The organism is Streptomyces sp. NPDC059224, from assembly GCF_042754285.1.
Taxonomy (GTDB): Bacteria; Actinomycetota; Actinomycetes; order Streptomycetales; family Streptomycetaceae; genus Streptomyces.
The window spans coordinates 1-19,833 of record NZ_JBHZAN010000007.1; the positions used below are offsets into that span (position 1 = coordinate 1).

Below are 19,833 nucleotides of genomic sequence, written 5' to 3' on the forward strand. Positions count from 1 at the left end.
CCTCTCCTGCCCCCTGGGGGGGGGGGGGCCCGGGGGGGGCGGCTCCGGCTCTCGCCCGGGGGGGGGGGGGGGGGGTGGGGGGGGCCCCCCCCCCCCCCCCCGGCATCACCGCCGCTCCCCGGAGCTCCCGTCCCGGGGAAGCCCGGGGAGCGGCGGGAACCGCCCCAGCAGGCCCGAGGCCCTGAGCAGCCGCGGAACGCGGGGCCCCGCGCACACCAGCCGCAGCCGGCCGCCCCGCTCCCCGGCCCGCGCCTCGGCCCGGCACAGCACCCGCAGTCCCGAGCAGTCGAGAAACTCCAGCCGCCGCAGATCGACGAGCACATCCGGCTCGGCACCGGCGGTGGCCGCGAGCAGATGCTCGGCGAGCAGCTCCGCGGTGGCGATGTCCACCTCGCCGAAGACCTCGACGACGAGGTACCTTCCGCACCGGCGGCTCCGCGCACAGGAGTTCGCGGCGGGCAGGCCTGGTTCGTCCGCTTCCGGCGTCATCTCTGCTCCCCCTGGTGCAGGGCGCGTACGGGACCGGTTGGTACCCGCCGGAGGCGGCTGCCACCCCTGATGCGGGCTACGCAAGATCAAGTTCACCCGACCCGGTGAATTTCCCTCAAGTCGCTTGACTGGCAGTGCTGGAGGAACGGCGAAGGGCCGCCGTCTCCCTGCTGACGGCGACCCCTCAGTCTTCGGCGGCTCGGCGACGCTCACCTCACATGTGAACGACCGGTGCCGCGTCCGCGTCCTGCTGCGGCGCACCCCTGCGGAACAGCAGGAAGGCGATCACCGCGCCCGCCGCGAACATGCCGGCCGACCACCAGAACGCGGTCGTGTAGCTCTCGATCGTGGCCTGGGCCTGCACCAGCTTGTCGGTGACGTCGCGCCCGGCCAGGTAGTCCGTCGCCGCGCTCGCCGCGAGCGTGTTGAGCAGTGCCGTCCCGATCGAACCGCCCACCTGCTGCATGGCGTTGACCGTCGCGGAGGCGACACCCGCCTCGTCGGCCGTCACCCCGCCCGTGGCCAGCTGCATGGACGCCGGCATGACCAGGCCGAGGCCGAGGCCGGTGATGATCAGCTGCGGGAGCACCGCGCTGACGTAGCTGGAGCCGACGCCGATGCCGGTCAGCCAGGCCATGCCGACCGCGGAGACCGCGAAGCCCAGCGGCACGACCGCCTTCGGGCCGATCCGCGGTACGAGGACCTGGGTGCCGACCTGTGCGGTCACCATCAGGGCGCCGATCATCGGCAGGAACGCCAGACCGGTCTTCGTCGGGCTGAAGCCGAGGTTCAGCTGCAGGTAGTAGGTGAGGAAGAGGAACACGCCGAACATGCCGCCCGCGGAGATCAGCACGGCCAGGAACGAGGCCCCCCGGTTGCGCTCCAGCAGGATGCCCAGCGGCAGCAGCGGGTACGTGGCCTTGGTCTGCCACCAGGCGAAGGCCGCCAGCAGCACGACGCCGGCGAGCAGGAAGCCCCAGGTCAGCGGCGAACCCCAGTCATGCGTCTCGGCGTTGGAGAAGCCGTAGACCAGCGAGAACAGACCGGCCGCGACCAGGACCGTGCCCGGCACGTCCAGCTTGGAGTTGCCGGCGTCGCGGTGGTTGTGCAGCAGCGCCATGCCGCCCGCGAAGGCGACGACGGCGATCACGACGTTCACGTAGAGGGTCGAGCGCCAGTCGAAGGTGTCGGTCAGGACACCGCCGAGCAGCAGGCCCACCGCACCGCCGGCACCCGCGATGGCGCCGTAGACGCTGAACGCGCGGGCCCGCTCACGGGCGTCCGTGAACGTGGTGTTGAGCAGCGAGAGGGCGGTCGGGGCGAGCAGCGCGCCGAAGGCACCCTGCAGGGCGCGCGCGGTGACCAGCATCCCGAAGCCGTTGGCGGCACCGCCCAGCGCCGACACCGCGGCGAAGCCGACGACGCCGATCAGGAAGGCGGTCTTGCGGCCGAACAGGTCGGCGATCCGTCCGCCGAGCAGCAGCAGGGAGGCGAAGCTCAGGGCGTACGCGGTGACGATCCACTGCCGGTTGCCGTCCGAGAACCCGAGGTCGGCCTGGGCGGACGGCAGGGCTATGTTCACGATGGTGGCGTCGAGCACCACCATCAGCTGGGCGACGGCGATGACCGCGAGGATCCACCACCGCTTGGAGGAGGCGTCGGCCGGCGGCGCCTCCGTGGCACCGACGCGGACGTCGTCGGTGAGGGTCTTCTCAGACATGGGGGAACCACTCCAGGGAAGTCGTTCGGGATTGCCGGGAAACCGGTCCGGTACGACGGCGCCGGCCGTCTGCGAACGAAACGGTTTCGTACACGTGGAGGGTAGACCACTTCCAGCGAAACGGCAACGTTTCGCTGGGACCGCAAGTCGATCATGACAATCGCAGGTACGGGGCGCCTCCGGCGCGACACGCGCGGGCCGGCTGCGACCCGCGCCCGGCTGCCGGTTCGATACTCGGTGCATGCGTGTGGAGTGCGCCCCTGAGGCGATGAGCAGTGCGGACTTCTACCGGTTCCTCACCTCGGTCGTCATTCCGCGGCCGATCGCCTGGATCTCCACGGTGACACCGGACGGCCGCACCGAGAACCTGGCCCCGCACTCCTTCTTCAGCATCGCCAGCACCGATCCCCCGATCGTCCAGTTCACCTCGATCGGCAGGAAGGACTCCCTGCGCAACGTCGAGGACACCGGGGAGTTCGTGGTCAACTTCTCGTCCGAACCGCTCCTGTCGCTGATCAACGCCACCGCCGTCGACTTTCCCCGCTCGGTCAGCGAGTTCGACACCGCGGGCATCCAACGCGAGACAAGCAGGTGTGTGCGCCCGCCCAGGGTGGCGGCCGCCCACGTGGTGCTGGAGTGCCGGTCGCACACCACCCTGCGCATGGGGAACTGCACCCTGGTCTTCGGCCGGGTGCTCCATGCCGCGGTGGACGAGGGCTACCTCGCCGACGGCCGTCCCAGCAGCGAGCTGCTGCGTCCGCTCACCAAACTCGGCGGCGACGAATGGGGCACGCTGGGCGAGGTCCTGCACCTGAACCGCATCCCCTACGAGGAGCCCGGCACCGACTGAGCACCACGGTTCACCGCGGTCGGACCCAGTCCAGGGAGCGTTCCACGGCCCGCAGCCAGTCCGCGTACTCCGCCTCCCGCCGTGCGGGATCCATGTCGGGCAGCCACTGCGCGGCCCGGTGCCAGTTGCGGCGCAGCACTTCCAGGTCCGGCCAGTAGCCCGCGGCGAGCCCGGCCGCGTAGGCCGCGCCGAGGGAGACCGTCTCGGCGACCATGGGCCTCACCACGGGCACGTCGAGCACGTCCGCCACGAACTGCATGAGCAGGTTGTCCGCGGTCATGCCCCCGTCGACCTTGAGCTGCTGCAGGGGGACCGGGAAATCGGCGTTCATGGCGTCGACGACCTCACGTGTCTGCCAGCCGGTGGCCTCCAGGACGGCGCGCGCCAGGTGGCCCTTGGTGATGTACGAGGTGAGTCCGACGATGACCCCGCGTGCGTCGCTGCGCCAGTGCGGTGCGAACAGACCGGAGAAGGCGGGGACGATGTAGCAGCCGCCGTTGTCCTCGACCGTCCGCGCCAGGGTCTCGATCTCCGGAGCGCTGCTGATCAGGCCGAGGCGGTCGCGGAACCACTGGACGAGTGCCCCGGTGACGGCGATCGACCCTTCCAGGGCATAGGCCGGGGGCTGGTCGTCGATCTTGTAGGCGACGGTGGTGAGAAGTCCGTGCCGGGACCGCACGATGTCGGCGCCCGTGTTGAGCAGCAGGAAGCTGCCCGTGCCGTACGTGCACTTCGCCTCGCCCGGGGAGAAGCAGGTCTGACCGAAGAGCGCGGCCTGCTGGTCGCCGAGCGTGGCGGTGACGGCGACACCCGGGAAGAGCGCGCGGGCCTCGCCGTAGGTCTCGGCGGAGGACCTGATCTCGGGCAGCATCGCGCGGGGCACCCCGAAGAAGGCGAGCAGTTCGTCGTCCCAGGTGAGCGTGCGGATGTTCATCAGCATCGTGCGGCTGGCGTTGGTGACGTCGGTGAGGTGCAGGCCACCGTCCGCCCCTCCGGTGAGGTTCCAGATCAGCCAGCTCTCCATCGTCCCGAACAGCACCTCGCCGTCCGCGGCGCGCTGCCGCAGACCCTTGACGTGGTCGAACAGCCAGCGGATACGCAGCGCGGAGAAGTAGGTCGACGGCGGCAGACCGCACCGTTCCAGGAAGAACTCCTCGCCGGGGCGCTGCGTCAGCTCCTCCACCAGTGGCGCCGTACGGGTGTCCTGCCAGACGATCGCCCGGCCGAGCGGGGCCCCGGTCCGCCGGTTCCAGAGCACGGTCGTCTCGCGCTGGTTGGCCACGCCGATGGCGGCGATCTGTCCCGTGTCGACACCCGCGCCGTTCAGCGCCTCGGGCCCCACACGGCGTAGGTTCTGCCAGATCTCGACCGCGTCGTGCTCGACCCAGCCTGGCCTGGGGAAGTGCTGCTGATGCTCCCTCTGTGCGACCGAGACCAGCCGTCCGCGGTGGTCGAACAGGATGCATCGGGTCGAGTTGGTGCCCTGATCGATGGACATTACGTACCGTTCAGCCATGATCGGGTCTGCCTTCCGACGGGTCGGTGGGGCGGCCGGCCGGGCCTACCAGCGAGCGGCTCCCAGATCTCTGGAGATCGCCCGTGCGGCCTCACGGGTCAGGGTGACCAGACTCTGCCGCGGCCGGCCCTGGCCGTCGCAGATCCGTTCGACCGGCCCGGACAGCCCGATGGCACCGACGACGAGGCCGCCGTGCCCGCGGATCGGCGCGGCGAGTCCGGCCTCACCCATGGTCATCTCCTGGATCTCGGCGGCCCAGCCGAGTTCCCGGACCTCGACGAGAGCGCGGGCCAGCCGCTCGCGGTCGGTCAGGGTGTGCCGGGTGTACGCCTCCAGCTCCGGCTGCCGGCCGGGCTCGGCACTCGCGGTCCCGTAGGCCAGCAGTACCTTGCCGAGCGAGGAGGCGTGCAGGGGCAGCAGCGAGCCCACGTCCAGGGTCTGGAAGGTGTCGTCCGGCCGGAACACGTGGTGGACGACGAGCACGCTGCCTTCCAGGGGTGTTCCCAGGCGCACGGATTCCCCGCTGCGGGCGGCGAGGGCGTCGGCCCAGTTGAGGGAGCGGGAGCGCAGCTCGTTGACGTCCAGATAACTGGTGCCGAGGTGCAGCAGCGCGGCACCGAGCTGGTATTTCCCGGTCGCCGCGTCCTGCTCGACGAAGTCGACGTGCTGGAGCGTACGCAGGATGCCGTGCGCCGTACCCTTGGCGAGCCCGAGCGAGGCCGCCACCTCGCCGAGCCCCAGTCGGCGGGGACCACCGGCGAGCAGGCGCAGAATCGCCGCCGCCCGTTCGATCGACTGGACTGGGCCGGCCATGAGGCGAGCCTATTACCGTCACGGACGCTTCGCTTCACGTGTGGGAGGCCGCCACCGGCGTGCCGGGAAGATCCGCGTTCGGTAATGGCGACCGCCGTTCATTGACCGCCCTGGATTGAGTCCCTAGCTTGCAATGAGACCGGAATGCGTAGACATGTCACGCCGTACCGGTAGACAGTCCACCGGGAGAGACCATGGCGGTACAACTCAAGGCGCCCCTTCGGCCGGTATACGAACACGTGTGTCCGGTACCGCCCGTCGCCGGGGCCGTCTCGACCGTGCGGCGACGGGCGGCTGCCGCACTCGCCGACTGGAACGTGTCCGCCGAGATCGTCGAGGACGCGTTGCTCGTGGTGTCCGAACTGGTGACCAACGCGATCATCCACGCATGCCCCCCGGCCGTGCTGCGGCTGTCCTGGGTACCCGGTGACGGCGTTCGCGCCCTGCGTATCGAGGTGTCCGACGCGGGGCCCGCGCTCCCTTCGGGGTGGTGCCCCGCCGGGATCGACCCGGACGAACACGGCCGCGGCGAGACGATCGTCCACGCCCTCGCGACACGTCACGGGATACATGTCCACCCCGGCGGGATCACCCGGTGGGCCGACATCGCCCCCGGGGGGTCACGGCTCTAGAGCGGGTCTGCGGCGGCCGCTACAGCGCGACCGCCGACGCGGACGCCGCGGCCGGCTGCCCCTGCGCGGGCTGCCTGCGGAGCAGGAGCAGCGCGGCGTCGTCGTGTAGCCGGCCGCCCACATGGGTCAGCAGCTCGTCGTGGAGCGCGGTGAGCGTGTGCGCCGGGTCGTCGGACACATGGCGGGCCACCCCCTCGGCGAGCGGATAGAACTCGCGGGCGTGATCGCGGGCTTCGGTGACCCCGTCGGTGTAGAGCAGCAACTGGTCTCCCACCGAGAAGGGCAGCCGCTGCAGGCCGGGCACCTGGCCCGAAAAGGCCCGCAGCCCGAGCGGCGGCGCGGGATGTGCGCCGTCCACCGGCGTGACCTCGCCCGAGGCGGATATCAGCAGCGGCGGAGCGTGTCCGCAGTTGACGACCTCCAGGTGGCCCGACCGGGGGCATCCGGCGACGACGGCGGTGACGAAGTCGTCCGGTCCGAGATTGCGGGCGAGGCTGCGTTCGATCCTGCTGACCACGGCCAGGAGGTCGGGCTCGTCGTAGGCGGCCTCGCGGAACAGCCCGAGGACGAGAGCGGCGGTCCCCACGGCGGGCAGTCCCTTGCCGCGTACGTCGCCGACGATCAGCCTGATGCCGTGCGGGGTGGGTACCAGCGCGTAGAGATCCCCGCCGATCCGGGCCTCCGCCGCCGCGGCGCTGTAGCGCACGGCCACCTGGAACGGACCGACGGTCTGCGGAATGGGCTGGAGCAGCGCGTGCTGGGCGGCTTCGGCGACCGAGCGGACGTCGGCGAGTACGCGCTCGCGTCGGCGGCGCAGCCCGCTGGCCAGGGTGCTGGCCGCGGTGACGGCAAGCAGGGCGGACAGGGCGGCGACCAGCTCATCCGCCGGAACGTCCTGGTCGCTGCCGAGCGTCACGCTCAGTGCCACGGCGAGAAGCCCGACGCAGATCACACCACGCGGTCGGTTGGTGGCGGCCGCCAGCGCGGGTCCCACCGCCAGCAGGGGCAGCCAGATCATCCCCGCTCCACCGGTGTTGTCGACGAGGACGATGACGGCGACGACCAGGACCGGCAGCAGGGAGAGTCCCGTACGGTTCCCGGACAGCCGTGCCGACGCGTGGTCGCCGTCGTGATGGGGGGCCTGGCTCATGTTTCGTCCGCAGTCCTCGCCTGTTCGGAGATGTATACCCGGAATGTCCGTTTCATCAAGGAAACGGGCTGGGCGTGGGCTGCCACAAGGAGCGGAATTTCAGATAGTGAGCGAGAGGCTTCTGCTCACCCGGTTCGCGACCGGGAGCAGGCTGGCCGGGATCTCGTGCAACTGGGCCTGCCGTTCCACCGGCAGGGAGACCCCGAGCGAGCCGACTGTCTCCCCGCAGTAGACGGGCACGGCGATGCACACCGTGCCGAGCGCGTACTCCTCGAGGTCCGTGACGGCCGGGGCCGAGGGGGACGACTCGATCCTGCGCAGCAGCTCCGGAACACTCGTGATCGTCCGCGGTGTCAGATCGGGGAGGTGGTGCCTGGACAGGTAGTCCCGGCGGGCGTCCGCGTCCAGCTCGCGCAGCACGGACTTGCCCAGCGCGGTGGCATGTCCGGCGTCCTCGAACCCCACCCACAGGTCGACCCGAGGCGTACGCGGGCCGTCCACGATCTCGGCGACCCGGATCTCACCGTCCTCGTAGAACGTGAGGTAGGTGGCGGCGGCCAGCTCGTCCCGCAGGGCGGCGAGCGCCGGACGGACACGGCTGAGCAGCGTCTGCGCGTGCCCCGTCGAATACAGGGACTCCACCTTGTCGCCCAGGACGAAGCCGCCGTCGTCCAGTTTCCGCACGTACCCGTCGTGCACCAGGGTGCGCAGCAGATGGTAGGCGGTGGCCAGGGGCAGCTCGGTCTGGCGTGCCAGCTGTTTCGCCGGCGCGCCGTTCTCGTGCGCGCTCACCGCCTCCAGCAGGCGCAGGGCCCGCTGGACGGACGCGATGAGGGTGGGGCCGTCCTGAGCTCCCATGGCACCAGAGTGCGCCGGGCACGCGGCACGGGCAAGACAGGGATCCGGGCCGAGGACGTTACCCGCAGGTCACAGCGGGAATACGGAATCGACCGCACACTCCTCGAAGGACTGATCCCGATGGCCGCCGAACTCACCGGCACCTGCCTCACCCTCGACGACGGCCGCTTCGCCGTCCGGTTCACCCGTACCTACGACCACCCCGCCGAACGCGTCTGGCTGTTCGTGAACGACCCGGACGAGTCCGCCCGCTGGTTCCCCTCGCGTCTCGACATCGAGCCCCGCGACGGCGGCACCGTCCGGTTCAGCGGCGACCCCCGACAGGCGAACGCCACCGGCACGGTGCTCGCCTTCGACGAACCGCGGCACCTCTCCTTCACCTGGGGCGGCGACGAAGTGCGCTTCGACCTGGCGGCGCTGGACGCGAAGCGCACCCGGTTCACGCTGACCCAGGTGCTGGCCGAGCAGAACGCGGCCGCCCGCAACGGCGCCGGCTGGGAGGTGTGCCTGCTCGCCCTCGACGCCCTGGCCCGCGGCGAGGGCCATGCCGGTCCGCACTCCGAGGACGCCGCCGACTGGCGGGAGTTCTACGACGCCTATCTGGACGCGGGGGTCCCCTCCGGCGCCCCCATCCCCGGCCCCGACGCCTGACCGGTCACAGCTGCCGCCGCACCAGCTCGTGCAGCCGCCCTCCGGTGTCGGCGAGCAGCCGGTCCGGCGGGCCCTGCTGGGCGACCTTGCCGTCCTCCATCACGATCACCCGGTCCGCGTCCATGACCGTCGACAGCCGGTGGGCGATCACGATCCGGGTGGCGTTCAGTTTGCGGGTCGACTCGATGACCGTGCGCTGGGTGTCGTTGTCCAGGGCGCTGGTGGCCTCGTCGAAGAAGAGGATGCGGGGCCGCCGGATCAGTGCCTGGGCGATCATCAGCCGCTGCCGCTGGCCGCCCGAGACCGCGCCGCTCCCGGCGACGATCGTGTGCAGCCCCATCGGCATCCGCTTGATGTCCTCGGCGAGGCCCGCCATCTCGGCCGCCGCCATCGCCTCCTCGGGGGTGTACGGCTCGGTCCCGCAGATGACGTCCAGGATCGAGCCGGTGAAGGGCTGCGCGTGCTGGAGCACCACCCCGCACTGCCGGCGCACCGCGGACCGGTCGAGCGCGCCCAGGTCCTGGCCGTCGTACAGCACGCTCCCGGAGACCGGTTTGTCGAAGCCGATCAGCAGCCGCAGCAGCGTCGACTTGCCGCAGCCGCTGGGCCCGACGATCGCCACGAACTCGCCCGGCCGCACCTCGAAGGAGACGTCGTCGAGGACGAGCGGACCGTCGTCGGAGTACCGGAAGGACAGCCGGCGGGCCTCGATGCCGCCGGACAGCGGGCCGGGACGGGTGCTGGCGGTCCGCACCTCCGGCGCGGCCTCCAGGACCGGCTTGATCTCCTCGAACAGCGGCAGCGCGGCCACCGCCGACACGAAGGAGCCGGTCAGCTGGGTGACCGAGGTGAGCAGCATCGTCACCGAGGTGTTGAAGGTGAGGAAGGCCGCCGCGTCCATGGCGCCCCTCGCCGGACCCGCGAGCAGCATGAACATCAGCAGGGTGCAGACCGGGAGGTACACCGAACCCAGCACGGTGGTGAGGTTCTTGATCCGGCCCACCTTCTGCTGGAGTTCACGGCTGCGCGCGAACTCGCCCGCCCAGGCCGCGTACGCGTAGTTCTCGGCCGCCGCGACCCGCAGCTTGGGCAGCCCCCGCAGGGTCTGGAAGGCCTGGTTGTTCAGCTTGTTGCCGAGCACCACCAGCCGCCGTTGCCAGCGCACCTGCCACAGCCCGAGCCCCAGGAACAGCGAGGCGATGACGACCAGCATGGCGAGGGCCGCCAGCGCCATCGGGACGCTGTACCAGAACAGCAGGCCCAGGTTCATCGCCCCGACCGTCACCGACTGGGCGACCACCGGGCCGACGCCCGCCAGCAGCCGGCGGATCGCGCTGATGCCCATGGCCGCACTGGCCAGCTCACCGGTCGAACGCTGGGTGAAGAACTTCGTCGGCAGCCGCAGCAGCCGGTCCCAGACGGCCGGCTGCAGGGTGGCCTCGATCCGGCCCTCCAGGCGGAGGATGGTCAGGTTCTCCAGGAGCGTGAAGGCGGCCGCCACCACCGCGCTGATCATCACCGCCAGACAGACCTGCACGATCAGGTTCGTCTGCGCCTTCGGCACGTACTCACCCAGCACCTTGCCGGTGGCGATCGGCACCAGGGAGCCGATCGCCACCGTCACCAGCCCGGCGAGGAGCAGACTGCCGAGGTCCCCGCGGGTGCCGCGCAGACTGAACCGGAGCAGGCCGAAGGGAGTGAGCGCCCTGTCGGGCAGCGGGCGGTAGAACATCACCGCGCGCGGCTCGAACTCCGCCGCGTTCGCCTTCTCGATCGGCGTCTCCCGGCCGGTAGCGGGATGGACGGCGACATATCCGCCGCGCCGCCACAGCAGCGCGACCGGAGCACCGGACAGGGCACGGTGACCGACGAGCGGTCCCACGTTCTCCCGCCACCAGCGGCCGTCCAGGCGGACCGCCCGGACACGCACCCGGGAGGCGAGGGCCACCCGTTCGACCGGGTCGATGCGGTCGCTCTCGGTCCCGCCCTGCGCGGGCTCGGCCAGGGTGATGCCGGCCGCCTCCGCGACGAGCCTGCAGGCCGCGTAGGACGCGTCGGCGTCGGCGGCGGTCGTCCGCTTGGCCCCCTTCCCCATGGAGGCCAGCAGCGTCCGGTCGGCCTGGGCGCGGACCGCCTCACCGGCCTTGATGCCGGCCGCGGTGCGGGTCTCGTGGGTGTGCTCCAGCTGCTCGATCCACCGGTCCAGGGTGGTGAGCAGGCGGTACTGCTGGTCGACCAAGCTCTGCCACAGGGCGGGGTCCATCAGCAGGTCGGCCGCGGCCTCCGCGCCGTACAGCGAGCCGTACTGCACACTGCCCGGCGGCACCTGCATCCAGAAGACGTCGTCGTCGGTGGGGGCCGCCGCCCGTTCACCGGTGGCCATCGGGGCCTGGAAGAGGATGGACAGGCCGCGGCCGACGCCGAGTGCCAGCGCGTACTCCAGGGGGCTGGTGGTCGGCGGCACGTACTGGGGGGTGCCGTACTCGTCGTAGGACCAGGTCTGGGTGGAGGCGGGCTGGTAGAGCTCGCGCAGGCCGATCCGGTGGACCGCGCAGTCGCGCAACGGGCGGGCCACCAGGGTGTGCTGCGGACCGGCGACCGGACCGAGCAGCAGGGCACCTGCCTCCAGCCGGCCCAGATGGTGCCACTGGCCCTGCTGTTCGGCGTCCACCGCGAACAGGTCCAGCGCGCCGGAGACCACCAGCCACAGCACCTGCGGCCCTTCGAGGTCCAGCCGGTTGAGACCGGTGCAGTCGATCCGGGTGCCCAGCGCGCCGAGCGCCCCGAGAACGAGGTCACCGTCGTCTGCGGTCGTCATCTCATCGCTCCCTGACCAGCGCGGCGTACGCCCCGCCGTGTGCCACCAACGCCTCGTGCCGTCCGCGTTCCACGATCGTGCCGTGCTGGAGGACCACGATCTCGTCGCTGTCGCGGACCGTGCTCAGCCGGTGCGCGATCACCACACAGGCGCAGCCGCGCCGGCGCAGGTTGTCCATGACGGTCAGCTCGGTCTCGGCGTCCAGCGCGCTGGTCACCTCGTCGAGCACGAGGATGCTCGGCCCGCGCACCAGCGCCCGCGCGATCTCCAGGCGCTGGCGCTGACCGCCGGAGAAGTTGCGGCCGTCCTGCTCGACCCTGCTGTGGATACCGCCGGGCCGGCGCGCCACGACGTCGTACAGGGCCGCGTCCCGCAGCGCCTCCACCACCGCCTCGTCCGGGATCGACGGGTCCCACAGCGCCACGTTGTCGCGCACCGAGCCCTCGAAGAGGAAGACGTCCTGGTCGACGAAGGAGACGGAGGCCGCGAGGGCGCCGCGCGGGATGTCCTCCAGGCGCTGCCCGTCGATGCGGATCACGCCCTCCCAGGGGGTGTACAGGCCCGATATCAGCCGGGAGACCGTCGACTTGCCGCTGCCCGAGCCGCCCACCAGGGCCACCTGCCGGCCGGGGCCGACGGTCAGGTCGAAGCCGGTGAGCAGGGGCTTGTCGAGCGGGCTGTAGCCGAAGCTGATGTTCTCCAGCTCGACATGGCCGTGCAGCCGCCGGGTGGAGTCGCCGGCGCCGCGGCGTGCGTAGACCGGATCGGCCTGGAAGTTCTCCACGTCCTTCAGGCGGGCCACGTCGGCCGCGAAGTCCTGGATCCGGCCCGCGACGCCGTTGAGGCGGGTGAGCGGGGCGGTGAAGCGGGTGACCAGGGACTGGAAGGCGACCAGGAGGCCGACCGAGATACCGCCCTCGACCGCCCGCATCCCGCCGATCCACAGGATCAGTGCGCTGTTGAGGGTCGCGAGCGTCGGCGCCACCATCCCGAGCCAGGCGCTCGGCACCCCGAGCCGCTGCTGTTCCTCCAGCGTGCTCGCGTGCTGCCCGGCCCACTTGCGGAAGTAGCCGTCCTCACCGCCGGTCGCCTTCATCGTCTCGATCAACTGGAGCCCGGTGTACGAGGTGTTGGTGAGCCGGGCGCTGTCCGCGCGCAGCTTGGCCGTCCGGGTCGCGCGCAGCCGTACGACGAACCGCATCGCCACGATGTTCAGCAGGGCCACGCCGATGCCGAGGAAGGTGAGCTGCGCGTCGTAGGTGTACAGGAGCACCGCGTAGAGGACCACGACCACCGCGTCCACACCAGCTGCGGCGAGGTCGCGGGCCAGGGTCTCGGCGACCTGGTCGTTGGACTGCAGGCGCTGGACCAGGTCGGCCGGGCTGCGCTGGGAGAAGAAGGTCACCGGCAGCCGCAGCAGATGGCGCAGGAAGCGGGCGCTGGACAGGGTTGAGGAGACGATCCGGCCGTGCAGCAGGTTCGCCTGCTGCAGCCAGGTCAGCGCCAGGGTGAGCAGCACACAGGTGCCCATCGCGGCGAACAGCACGCCCAGCAGCGAGGTCTGGCCGCCGATGAGGAACATGTCGATGTACTGGCGGCTGAGCGCGGGCACCGCCGCGCCCACGGCCACCAGCAGCAGGCTGGCCAGCACCGCCGCAGGCATGGTGCCCGCGGTGCCGCGCAGCCGGGCCGGCATCGCGCCGAGGACACCGGGCTTGCGGCCGCCCCGCTCGAAGCCGTCGCCCGGCTCCAGGATCAGTACGACCCCGGTGAAGCTGCCGTCGAACTCCTCCATGGGCACGAACCGGCGCCCCTTGGCGGGGTCGTTGATGTAGATGCCCCGGCGGCCGAACCGGCGGCCCATGCCGTCGTAGACGACGTAGTGGTTGAACTCCCAGAACAGGATGGCCGGCCCCTGCACGTCGGCGAGGGCGGCCAGGTCCATCTGCATGCCCTTGGCCGTGAGGCCGTAACCGCGCGCCGCCTTCAGCAGGTTGCTGGCGCGCGAGCCGTCGCGGGAGACACCGCAGGCGATCCGCAGCTCCTCCAGCGGGACATGGCGGCCGTAGTGGCCGAGGACCATGGCGAGGGAGGCGGCACCGCACTCGACGGCCTCCATCTGGAGCACGCTCGGGGTGCGGACCGTGCGGCCGCGGCCCTTGGGCACCGGCCGCTTGGGCGGGGCGGCACGTCTGCGGCCGCGGGTCTCCTGGGTCTCCTGGGCGGTGGTCACGGGAGCAGCCAATCGACGGGGTGCTGGTCGGCCAGCCGGATCGCGCCCGAGGCCGGGGTCATGGAGTCGAGTGCGAACGGCGGTCCGTCCGCCGAGGACCACTTGTAGCCGCTCTTCGTCCTCCGCGAGGGGTCCAGCCGGACCAGGACCGCCACCGGGCGGCCCTTCCTGGTGAACTGCTCGCCGAGCTGGGTGTCGCCGAGGAACGCGGAGATCGACTGGGCCGACTGGGCGGCGCGGTCCACCGACTTCACATGGCCGCGCAGCACGCCGTACTCCTGGGTCGACACCGACGACACCGTCAGGTCGACCGGGGCGTTCGCGGGGATGGCCGAGGCGTTCTCGGCGGGGACGTAGACCGTCGCGTAGAGCGGGTCCGAGGCGTGCGCGATCTTCTCCACGGCGGCGACGTTCGCCCCGGTCTGGATGATCTGCCCGATGGTGGCGGCGAGCGCGCTGATCCGGCCCGCGGCGACCGTGCGCACCACCGAGTCACCCTGGTCGGTGCGTACTTCGAGGACGGGCGCGCCGGCCGGCAGCCGTTCACCCTGCCGGGCGAGGACGGCCGTGACCTGCCCGGCGACCGGGCTCTGCAGGATGTAACTGCCCTGTCCGTGGGTGAGGATGGCTTCGGCGGTCACCGTGGAGGAGACCGACCCGGTCACCGCCCACACCGAGGCGGCGGCCATCACGACGACCGAGACGGACAGCGCGAGCCAGCCCTGCGGGCGGGCGAAACGCACCGGAAGATCGAGCTCCTCCGGTGACTGGAGCTTGGCGAGGGCCTGTTGGCGGAACTGCACGGAACTTTCCCTCACCTGTGGGAGAGATGCTGGTGAAAGGGGTGTCTCGGGGGCCCCGAAACGCCCGAGAGCCCCGGGGCCGCGGTACGGCTCCGGGACTCAGCGGCAACGTGGTGCGCTCAGATACCGGCGACCAGGTTGGTGACCGGCTGGGTGTTCAGGCCGGTGACACCCTCGACGGTGCCGACCGCGGTGTTGAGCAGGCCGGAAACCGGGGCAACGCCGTCCACCAGGCCGGTGACGGTGCCGAGGGCGTTCACGGACAGACCGCCGGAGACGTTGTCGAGCTCGGCGTCGGAGATCTCGACGGTCTCAACCTGGGGGGTGGAGTTCATGATGGAACTTCCCTTCATATGGATATTCACAAGGGGGAGAGCGGCCCCCCAACGGCCCTGAGGGGACGGTACGGATGGCCGCGACCGCAGGCGCCGGGCGCCCGTCTCCGGGAGACCCAGGCGACCTTGCGGTGCCATGGATCAAAGCACGGCCGCGGTCCGCGCTTCCAATCAATCACGCGCCTCACCTGGGCACTTGAGCCGCGCAGGCGCTCTATCCGTGCAGGCGTGGGCACGGCTTGTCGGCGACTCCTTCACAGACCGCACGACTTCGACCCAGCCCTACGGCTTGCCCTGCCGGCGGCGAATCCGGCACTCCGCTCCAAAGGCGCGGCAGGGGGCGCGCGGTTGTGCAGATCCGCCGCTCCCCGTGACCCGCTTGGGTATTGGATGTGCAGATTCCCTGAAGCAAGGGCTCCGGTACGTGATTACTACTGAACGTGAGTGATCGAGTGCCGATCGTGCCGGCCCGCGGCGTGGGTTCTCACCCCAGGAGCGCGTAGACCGTGCTCGCCCGGGCCGCGATCGAGCCCGACCGCTCGTCGCGCATCGTGATGTCGGCGAAGGCCATGCGGCGGCCGAGTTTGGTGAGCACCGCCTCGATCAGGACATCCGAACCGGTCACCGCGCGCTGGAACGACGTCGACTGCTGCACCGTCGTCATCGGCACGAAACCGCCCCGGGCCGCCGAGACCGCGATCACCGTGGCGGTGTCCGCCGCCGCCATCAGCGCCTGGCCCGACAGGCCCCCGCCCTCCCGGGACAACCGGTCCGACCAGGGCAGACGCAGGACGGCCCGGTCGTCGCCCACCTCCTCGACGGACAGCCCGAGATCGAGCACCCAGGGGGCGAAATCGGCGGAGAGGATCTTGTCGGCTTCGGCGGCGGTCATCGTCATATGGGGGATTGTTCCCGGGCCCGCGGCGCCGCACGCGCAACCGCACCGACTCCCGCGCGGCGTGGCCGATTCGCCGTCGGTCAAGGGAAGCCGGGAACCGGAGTTGAACGCACCGTGTGACCCGCCCGTACCTATGGCCATCCAGGCGCCGCTCATGAACGACTGCCCGAACCCGGCAGGCACTCCGTCCCTTGGAGGTCGAGAAGTTTGAGTCACAAGCGAATTCCGAAGCGCAAGGCCGCAATCGCGGTGGGCGGTGTCGCGGCGCTCGGAGCCGCGGCCTTCCTGCTGCCGATGGCCAACGCGTCCCAGGACAACGCCTCCGGCGCCACGGCCACCGCTCCCAGGACGCTCAAGTCGGCGAGCGACGCCTCGGATCTTGCCGCGCAGCTCCAGAACGTGCTCGGCCAGGCCTTCGCCGGTTCCTACTACGACAGCGGCAAGCAGCAACTCGTCGTCAACGTCATCAACGGCGACAGCAACGTGGTCGTCCAGGCCGAGAAGGCCGGCGCGGTCGTCCGCCAGGTGCAGAACAGCAACTCCGAACTGGCCGCTGTGGCCGGCACCCTGAAGGCCAAGGCGACCATCCCGGGCACCGCCTGGGCCGTCGACCCGAAGACCAACAAGGTCGTGGTCACCGCCGACTCCACCGTCACCGGCACCAAGTGGGACACGCTGGAGTCGACCGTGCAGGGCCTCGGCTCGGACATGGCGACCCTCAAGAAGTCGTCGGGCACCTTCAAGCCCCTCGTCTCCGGCGGCGACGCGATCTTCTCCCAGGTCGCCGAGGGCACCGTCCGCTGCTCCCTCGGCTTCAACGTGACCGCCTCGGACGGCAGCCCCGCCTTCCTGACGGCCGGTCACTGCGGGGTCGCGGCCAAGGACTGGTCCGACTCGGAGACCGGTGCGCCGATCGCCACCGTGGACCAGGCCACCTTCCCCGGCGAGGGCGACTTCTCGCTCGTCAAGTACAACGACCCGGCCACTGCCGCGCCGAGCGAGGTCAACACAGGCAACGGCCAGACCGTCGCCATCAATCAGGCCGTCGACACCACCGTCGGCGAGACCGTGTTCCGGATGGGCTCCACCACCGGTCTGCACGACGGTCAGGTCACCGGCCTCGACGCCACCGTGAACTTCCAGAGCGAGACCGACCCGGGCGGAGTCGACACCGTCACCGGTCTCATCCAGACCGACGTCTGCGCCGAGGCCGGCGACAGCGGCGGCTCGCTGTTCACCCAGGACGGCGGCGCGGTCGGCATGACCTCCGGCGGCAGCGGTGACTGCACCTCCGGCGGCGAGACCTTCTTCCAGCCGGTGACCACCGCCCTCCAGGCGACCGGCGCGACCCTCGGCGACGCGGGCGCGGGCGCCGGTGACGCCGGTGCCACGGCCGCCCCGTCCGCCACGGCCGGCGACGGGACCGGGGCCGGCGACCAGGCCGGCGGCGACCAGATCGGCGGCGCCGCCGACCCGTCCGCGACGGCCGGCGACGGGACCGGCACCGGCGACCAGACGGGCACGGGCGACGGGACCGGCACCGGGGACCAGTCCGGCACCGGTGTCGGCTCGCCGGCCGAGGACGGTTCGTCCTCCCACTGACCCGCCGCCTGCCCTGGCACCGTCCTCGGCCGGCGGCGGACGGTCCGGCCCTCCGGCGGGAGGGCCGGACCGCGGCGCACCCCGGACACGTCAGCCGTCGGGGGATGCTCTGAGCAAGAGCACCGCGACATCGTCGACACGCTCCTGCGCCGCCGCACTGTGTCGCACGAGCGTGTCGGCGAGCCTGTCCAGCGGCTGGTCGCCGTTCTCCGCGAGCAGCTCGCCCAGATCGACCAGCGCGTCCTCGATGTCCACCCCGGGCGACTCGACCAGCCCGTCGGTGTAGAGGGCGAGCACCGAGCCCGGCGCCAGCGACACCTCGGTGGTCGGGTACGTCGCCTCCGCGTCGATGCCGAGCAGCGGGCCGCCGGCCAGGTCGAGCACCCGTACCCGCCCGTCCGGGCGTCTCAGCAGCGGCGGCGGATGCCCGGCCCGGGCCATCACCGCCCGACCCCGTTCCGGGTCCAGCCGCAGATACAGACAGCTCGCGAACAGATCAGCCCCGAAGTCGATGAGCAGCCGGTTGGTGCTCCGCATCACGTCCTCCGGTGCCTGGCCGACGGTCGTGAAGGCCCGGACACCGGTACGGATCTGGCCCATCAGCCCGGCCGCCGTCACGTTGTGCCCCTGCACGTCCCCGATCACCGCCGCCGCCAGCGGCCGGGTCGGCACCAGGTCGTAGAAGTCGCCGCCGATCTCCATGCCGTGCATGGCCGGCAGATAGCGCGCGGCGGCCTCGATACCGGCCGGCGGAGCCAGCGAGTGCGGCAGCAGAGCCGCCTGCAGCCCGTGCGCCAGCTGGTTCTTCGCGTCGTAGAGCAGCGCCCGCTCCAGCGCCTGCGCGATGAGCCCGCCGAGACTGGTCAGCACGGCGCGCTCGTCCGCCGGGAAGACATGCTGCTCGGCGTAGGCGAGGACACAGGTGCCCACCGGCCGGCCCGACGCGATCAGCGGCAGATACGCCCAGGCGGCGAACCCGTCCAGGGTGTCGTACCGGCCCGGATACAACCGCTCCAACTGCTCCTTCGACTCGAAGAAGGCGGGCACACCGGTGTTCAGGACATGGGTGCCGGGCGTCCGTTCGGCCAGCGGCAGGCCGTCGAAGCGCTCCACGGTCCGCGGGTCGTCGTACCCGCGCTGCCCGAGGACGTGCAGCCGTCCGCCCCGGGACCCGAGGATCACCAGCGCCTGGCTGCCGACGGCCGGGGCCACCTCGTCGGCCACCAGCTGCACCACGTCCTGGACGCCCACGGCCTCCGTCAGCGCCCCGGCCAGGCTCAGCACCTGGGAGATGGTCACGAGCCGGGAACCGGGCGACGCGTCGGCGCGCGGCAGCGCGCCCACCATCTCGGCGACCGCCCGGGCCCGGCTGATCCGGGTGGTCAGCCCGGTGGTGCTCGGATACATCCGGAACGACAGCCAGTCGCCCGGCGGCTTCAACGCCACGAACGACGTCACGTGCTGGCTGATCAGCGCCGCCCGGTAACGGTCCTCGTACATCGGGTCGTTCAGCCAGGGCACCGACACCCACGGCTGGGTGCCGAGGAGATCCCCGACCTGGACGCCGAGCAGCTCGGCCGCCGCCGCGTTGGCGAAGGCGACCCGCCCGTGCAGATCGAGCGAGGCCAGTCCGTACGGCAGCCGCGCCACCATCCGGGTCGCCTCCACCGTGCCCAGCGTGCCGGCCACCCCGGACGGCGGTGCCGCCAGCAGATCCGGCTCGGCCCGCAGCGGACGCTGTCGGCGGGAGATCGTTGCCAGCCGCTTGGCCAGCCGGTCGGCCGCCGTGGTCAGTTCGGCCCGTTCCCGGTCGGAGAGCACCGTCGGATGCGAACCCGGCCAGGTCACGTACAACGCCCCGTACACGGTGTCGGCCGTCGCCACGGGCACCGCGGCCAGCGCGAACGGATAGGGCAGCACCACCGCGATCCGCGGATACCGGCGCGCCATGTCCTCCTCGCCGCCCACCCACACCAGGCGCCGCTCGCGCACCGCCTCCGCCACCGGGATCGGCGTGCTCAGCCCGACCCGCTCCCAGGGCGCCACGAAGGCCCGGGGCAGGCCCGCCGTCACCGCCATCTCCAGGACCGGTTCATCGGCGGCGAGGAGATAGATCGCACCGGAGTGCGCCCGGACCACCTCCAGCAACGAGGCCAGCGCGAACGACAGCAGCGGCGGCCGGCCGGACCGGGTCGCGTCGGCCGCTCTCTCCTCCGGGCCGGGCGTCGACGGCGCGGGAGGGGCCCCCATTCTGTCGGACACGCCCGACCACCTCCTCGTCCGGCCGCGCGTCGCGTCCTCGGGGTCAAGACTCCCTCGTGGCGGCGGCGGGCGCACGGCGAGAGCGGCACCGGCCCACCGTCGCGGGCCGCCTCGGCCTACCCCGTTCGCCCCGGCACATTCCCCCGCAGCCGAAGCGTGCGGCGGCACCCGGGCGCCGGGCGTGCGCCCCCGCGCGCCTGGAT

16 protein-coding genes are annotated in these 19,833 nt (G+C 71.7%); 4 read left to right on the forward strand and 12 right to left on the reverse strand.

Annotation, left to right across the window (positions count from 1 at the left end):
* Window positions 1–105: 105 nt before the first annotated feature.
* Complete coding sequence (locus tag ACFXI4_RS08955) at window positions 106–489, reverse strand: STAS domain-containing protein (RefSeq protein WP_384989031.1); 384 nt, start codon at window positions 487–489, stop codon at window positions 106–108.
* 214 nt (window positions 490–703) lie between these two features.
* Entirely contained in the window at window positions 704–2,209 is a 1,506-nt protein-coding gene (locus ACFXI4_RS08960; protein WP_384989032.1) for an MFS transporter, read from the reverse strand.
* A gap of 241 nt (window positions 2,210–2,450) precedes the next feature.
* Here ACFXI4_RS08960 and ACFXI4_RS08965 point away from each other — a divergent pair, with 241 nt between their 5' ends.
* Window positions 2,451–3,059 (forward strand): flavin reductase family protein, encoded by a 609-nt coding sequence (locus ACFXI4_RS08965; protein ID WP_384989033.1) that lies wholly within the window; start codon window positions 2,451–2,453, stop codon window positions 3,057–3,059.
* Between the two features lie 10 nt (window positions 3,060–3,069).
* Here the strand turns inward: ACFXI4_RS08965 and glpK are convergent, their stop codons facing one another.
* Both glpK and ACFXI4_RS08975 read right to left on the reverse strand, forming a co-directional pair.
* On the reverse strand, window positions 3,070–4,575 hold the full coding sequence (gene glpK / locus ACFXI4_RS08970) for a glycerol kinase GlpK (protein ID WP_384989034.1): 1,506 nt from the start codon (window positions 4,573–4,575) through the stop codon (window positions 3,070–3,072).
* A 45-nt stretch (window positions 4,576–4,620) separates the two neighbouring features.
* On the reverse strand, window positions 4,621–5,388 hold the full coding sequence (locus ACFXI4_RS08975; RefSeq protein ID WP_384989035.1) for an IclR family transcriptional regulator: 768 nt from the start codon (window positions 5,386–5,388) through the stop codon (window positions 4,621–4,623).
* A 194-nt stretch (window positions 5,389–5,582) separates the two neighbouring features.
* On the opposite strand from ACFXI4_RS08975, the gene ACFXI4_RS08980 reads away from it, so the two are divergent.
* A complete protein-coding gene (locus tag ACFXI4_RS08980; protein ID WP_384989036.1) occupies window positions 5,583–6,020 on the forward strand; it encodes an ATP-binding protein in 438 nt (145 codons plus the stop codon).
* Between the two features lie 19 nt (window positions 6,021–6,039).
* Here the strand turns inward: ACFXI4_RS08980 and ACFXI4_RS08985 are convergent, their stop codons facing one another.
* Together ACFXI4_RS08985 and ACFXI4_RS08990 are read right to left on the reverse strand one after the other, a co-directional pair.
* Window positions 6,040–7,170: a PP2C family protein-serine/threonine phosphatase gene (locus tag ACFXI4_RS08985; protein WP_384989037.1), complete on the reverse strand. Its 1,131-nt coding sequence runs from the start codon at window positions 7,168–7,170 to the stop codon at window positions 6,040–6,042.
* A gap of 99 nt (window positions 7,171–7,269) precedes the next feature.
* Window positions 7,270–8,028, reverse strand: coding sequence for an IclR family transcriptional regulator C-terminal domain-containing protein (locus ACFXI4_RS08990; RefSeq protein WP_362715876.1), 759 nt, complete (start codon window positions 8,026–8,028; stop codon window positions 7,270–7,272).
* Between the two features lie 120 nt (window positions 8,029–8,148).
* Here ACFXI4_RS08990 and ACFXI4_RS08995 point away from each other — a divergent pair, with 120 nt between their 5' ends.
* Window positions 8,149–8,679, forward strand: coding sequence for an SRPBCC family protein (locus ACFXI4_RS08995; protein WP_384989038.1), 531 nt, complete (start codon window positions 8,149–8,151; stop codon window positions 8,677–8,679).
* Between the two features lie 4 nt (window positions 8,680–8,683).
* Here the strand turns inward: ACFXI4_RS08995 and ACFXI4_RS09000 are convergent, their stop codons facing one another.
* The 5 genes from ACFXI4_RS09000 to ACFXI4_RS09020 form a co-directional block, all read right to left on the reverse strand.
* Window positions 8,684–11,497 carry an NHLP bacteriocin export ABC transporter permease/ATPase subunit gene (locus tag ACFXI4_RS09000; protein WP_384989039.1) on the reverse strand — a complete coding sequence of 938 codons (2,814 nt, stop codon included), beginning with the start codon at window positions 11,495–11,497 and terminating at the stop codon, window positions 8,684–8,686.
* Window position 11,498: 1 nt separating this feature from the next.
* The gene (locus tag ACFXI4_RS09005; protein WP_384989232.1) at window positions 11,499–13,664 is read right to left on the reverse strand and encodes an NHLP family bacteriocin export ABC transporter peptidase/permease/ATPase subunit; all 2,166 of its coding nucleotides are present in this window, start codon (window positions 13,662–13,664) and stop codon (window positions 11,499–11,501) included.
* Window positions 13,665–13,726: 62 nt separating this feature from the next.
* A complete protein-coding gene (locus ACFXI4_RS09010) occupies window positions 13,727–14,533 on the reverse strand; it encodes an HlyD family efflux transporter periplasmic adaptor subunit (RefSeq protein ID WP_384989040.1) in 807 nt (268 codons plus the stop codon).
* A 119-nt stretch (window positions 14,534–14,652) separates the two neighbouring features.
* Window positions 14,653–14,868, reverse strand: coding sequence for a type A2 lantipeptide (locus ACFXI4_RS09015; RefSeq protein WP_362715887.1), 216 nt, complete (start codon window positions 14,866–14,868; stop codon window positions 14,653–14,655).
* A 484-nt stretch (window positions 14,869–15,352) separates the two neighbouring features.
* Entirely contained in the window at window positions 15,353–15,766 is a 414-nt protein-coding gene (locus tag ACFXI4_RS09020; RefSeq protein ID WP_362715889.1) for a PaaI family thioesterase, read from the reverse strand.
* Window positions 15,767–15,973: 207 nt separating this feature from the next.
* On the opposite strand from ACFXI4_RS09020, the gene ACFXI4_RS09025 reads away from it, so the two are divergent.
* The gene (locus tag ACFXI4_RS09025; protein ID WP_384989041.1) at window positions 15,974–17,368 is read left to right on the forward strand and encodes a S1 family peptidase; all 1,395 of its coding nucleotides are present in this window, start codon (window positions 15,974–15,976) and stop codon (window positions 17,366–17,368) included.
* A gap of 90 nt (window positions 17,369–17,458) precedes the next feature.
* On the opposite strand, the gene ACFXI4_RS09030 is transcribed toward ACFXI4_RS09025, so the two are convergent.
* Window positions 17,459–19,618 (reverse strand): SpoIIE family protein phosphatase, encoded by a 2,160-nt coding sequence (locus ACFXI4_RS09030; protein ID WP_384989234.1) that lies wholly within the window; start codon window positions 19,616–19,618, stop codon window positions 17,459–17,461.
* Window positions 19,619–19,833 lie beyond the last annotated feature (215 nt).

What these genes read in the sequence shown, in the direction of transcription:
- ACFXI4_RS08955 (WP_384989031.1), bottom strand. Translation starts at nt 489, where the DNA reads ATGACGCCGGAAGCGGACGAACCAGGCCTGCCCGCCGCGAACTCCTGT.
- ACFXI4_RS08960 (WP_384989032.1), bottom strand. Translation starts at nt 2,209, where the DNA reads ATGTCTGAGAAGACCCTCACCGACGACGTCCGCGTCGGTGCCACGGAG.
- ACFXI4_RS08965 (WP_384989033.1), top strand. Translation starts at nt 2,451, where the DNA reads ATGCGTGTGGAGTGCGCCCCTGAGGCGATGAGCAGTGCGGACTTCTAC.
- glpK (WP_384989034.1), bottom strand. Translation starts at nt 4,575, where the DNA reads ATGGCTGAACGGTACGTAATGTCCATCGATCAGGGCACCAACTCGACC.
- ACFXI4_RS08975 (WP_384989035.1), bottom strand. Translation starts at nt 5,388, where the DNA reads ATGGCCGGCCCAGTCCAGTCGATCGAACGGGCGGCGGCGATTCTGCGC.
- ACFXI4_RS08980 (WP_384989036.1), top strand. Translation starts at nt 5,583, where the DNA reads ATGGCGGTACAACTCAAGGCGCCCCTTCGGCCGGTATACGAACACGTG.
- ACFXI4_RS08985 (WP_384989037.1), bottom strand. Translation starts at nt 7,170, where the DNA reads ATGAGCCAGGCCCCCCATCACGACGGCGACCACGCGTCGGCACGGCTG.
- ACFXI4_RS08990 (WP_362715876.1), bottom strand. Translation starts at nt 8,028, where the DNA reads ATGGGAGCTCAGGACGGCCCCACCCTCATCGCGTCCGTCCAGCGGGCC.
- ACFXI4_RS08995 (WP_384989038.1), top strand. Translation starts at nt 8,149, where the DNA reads ATGGCCGCCGAACTCACCGGCACCTGCCTCACCCTCGACGACGGCCGC.
- ACFXI4_RS09000 (WP_384989039.1), bottom strand. Translation starts at nt 11,497, where the DNA reads ATGACGACCGCAGACGACGGTGACCTCGTTCTCGGGGCGCTCGGCGCG.
- ACFXI4_RS09015 (WP_362715887.1), bottom strand. Translation starts at nt 14,868, where the DNA reads ATGAACTCCACCCCCCAGGTTGAGACCGTCGAGATCTCCGACGCCGAG.
- ACFXI4_RS09020 (WP_362715889.1), bottom strand. Translation starts at nt 15,766, where the DNA reads ATGACGATGACCGCCGCCGAAGCCGACAAGATCCTCTCCGCCGATTTC.
- ACFXI4_RS09030 (WP_384989234.1), bottom strand. Translation starts at nt 19,618, where the DNA reads ATGGGGGCCCCTCCCGCGCCGTCGACGCCCGGCCCGGAGGAGAGAGCG.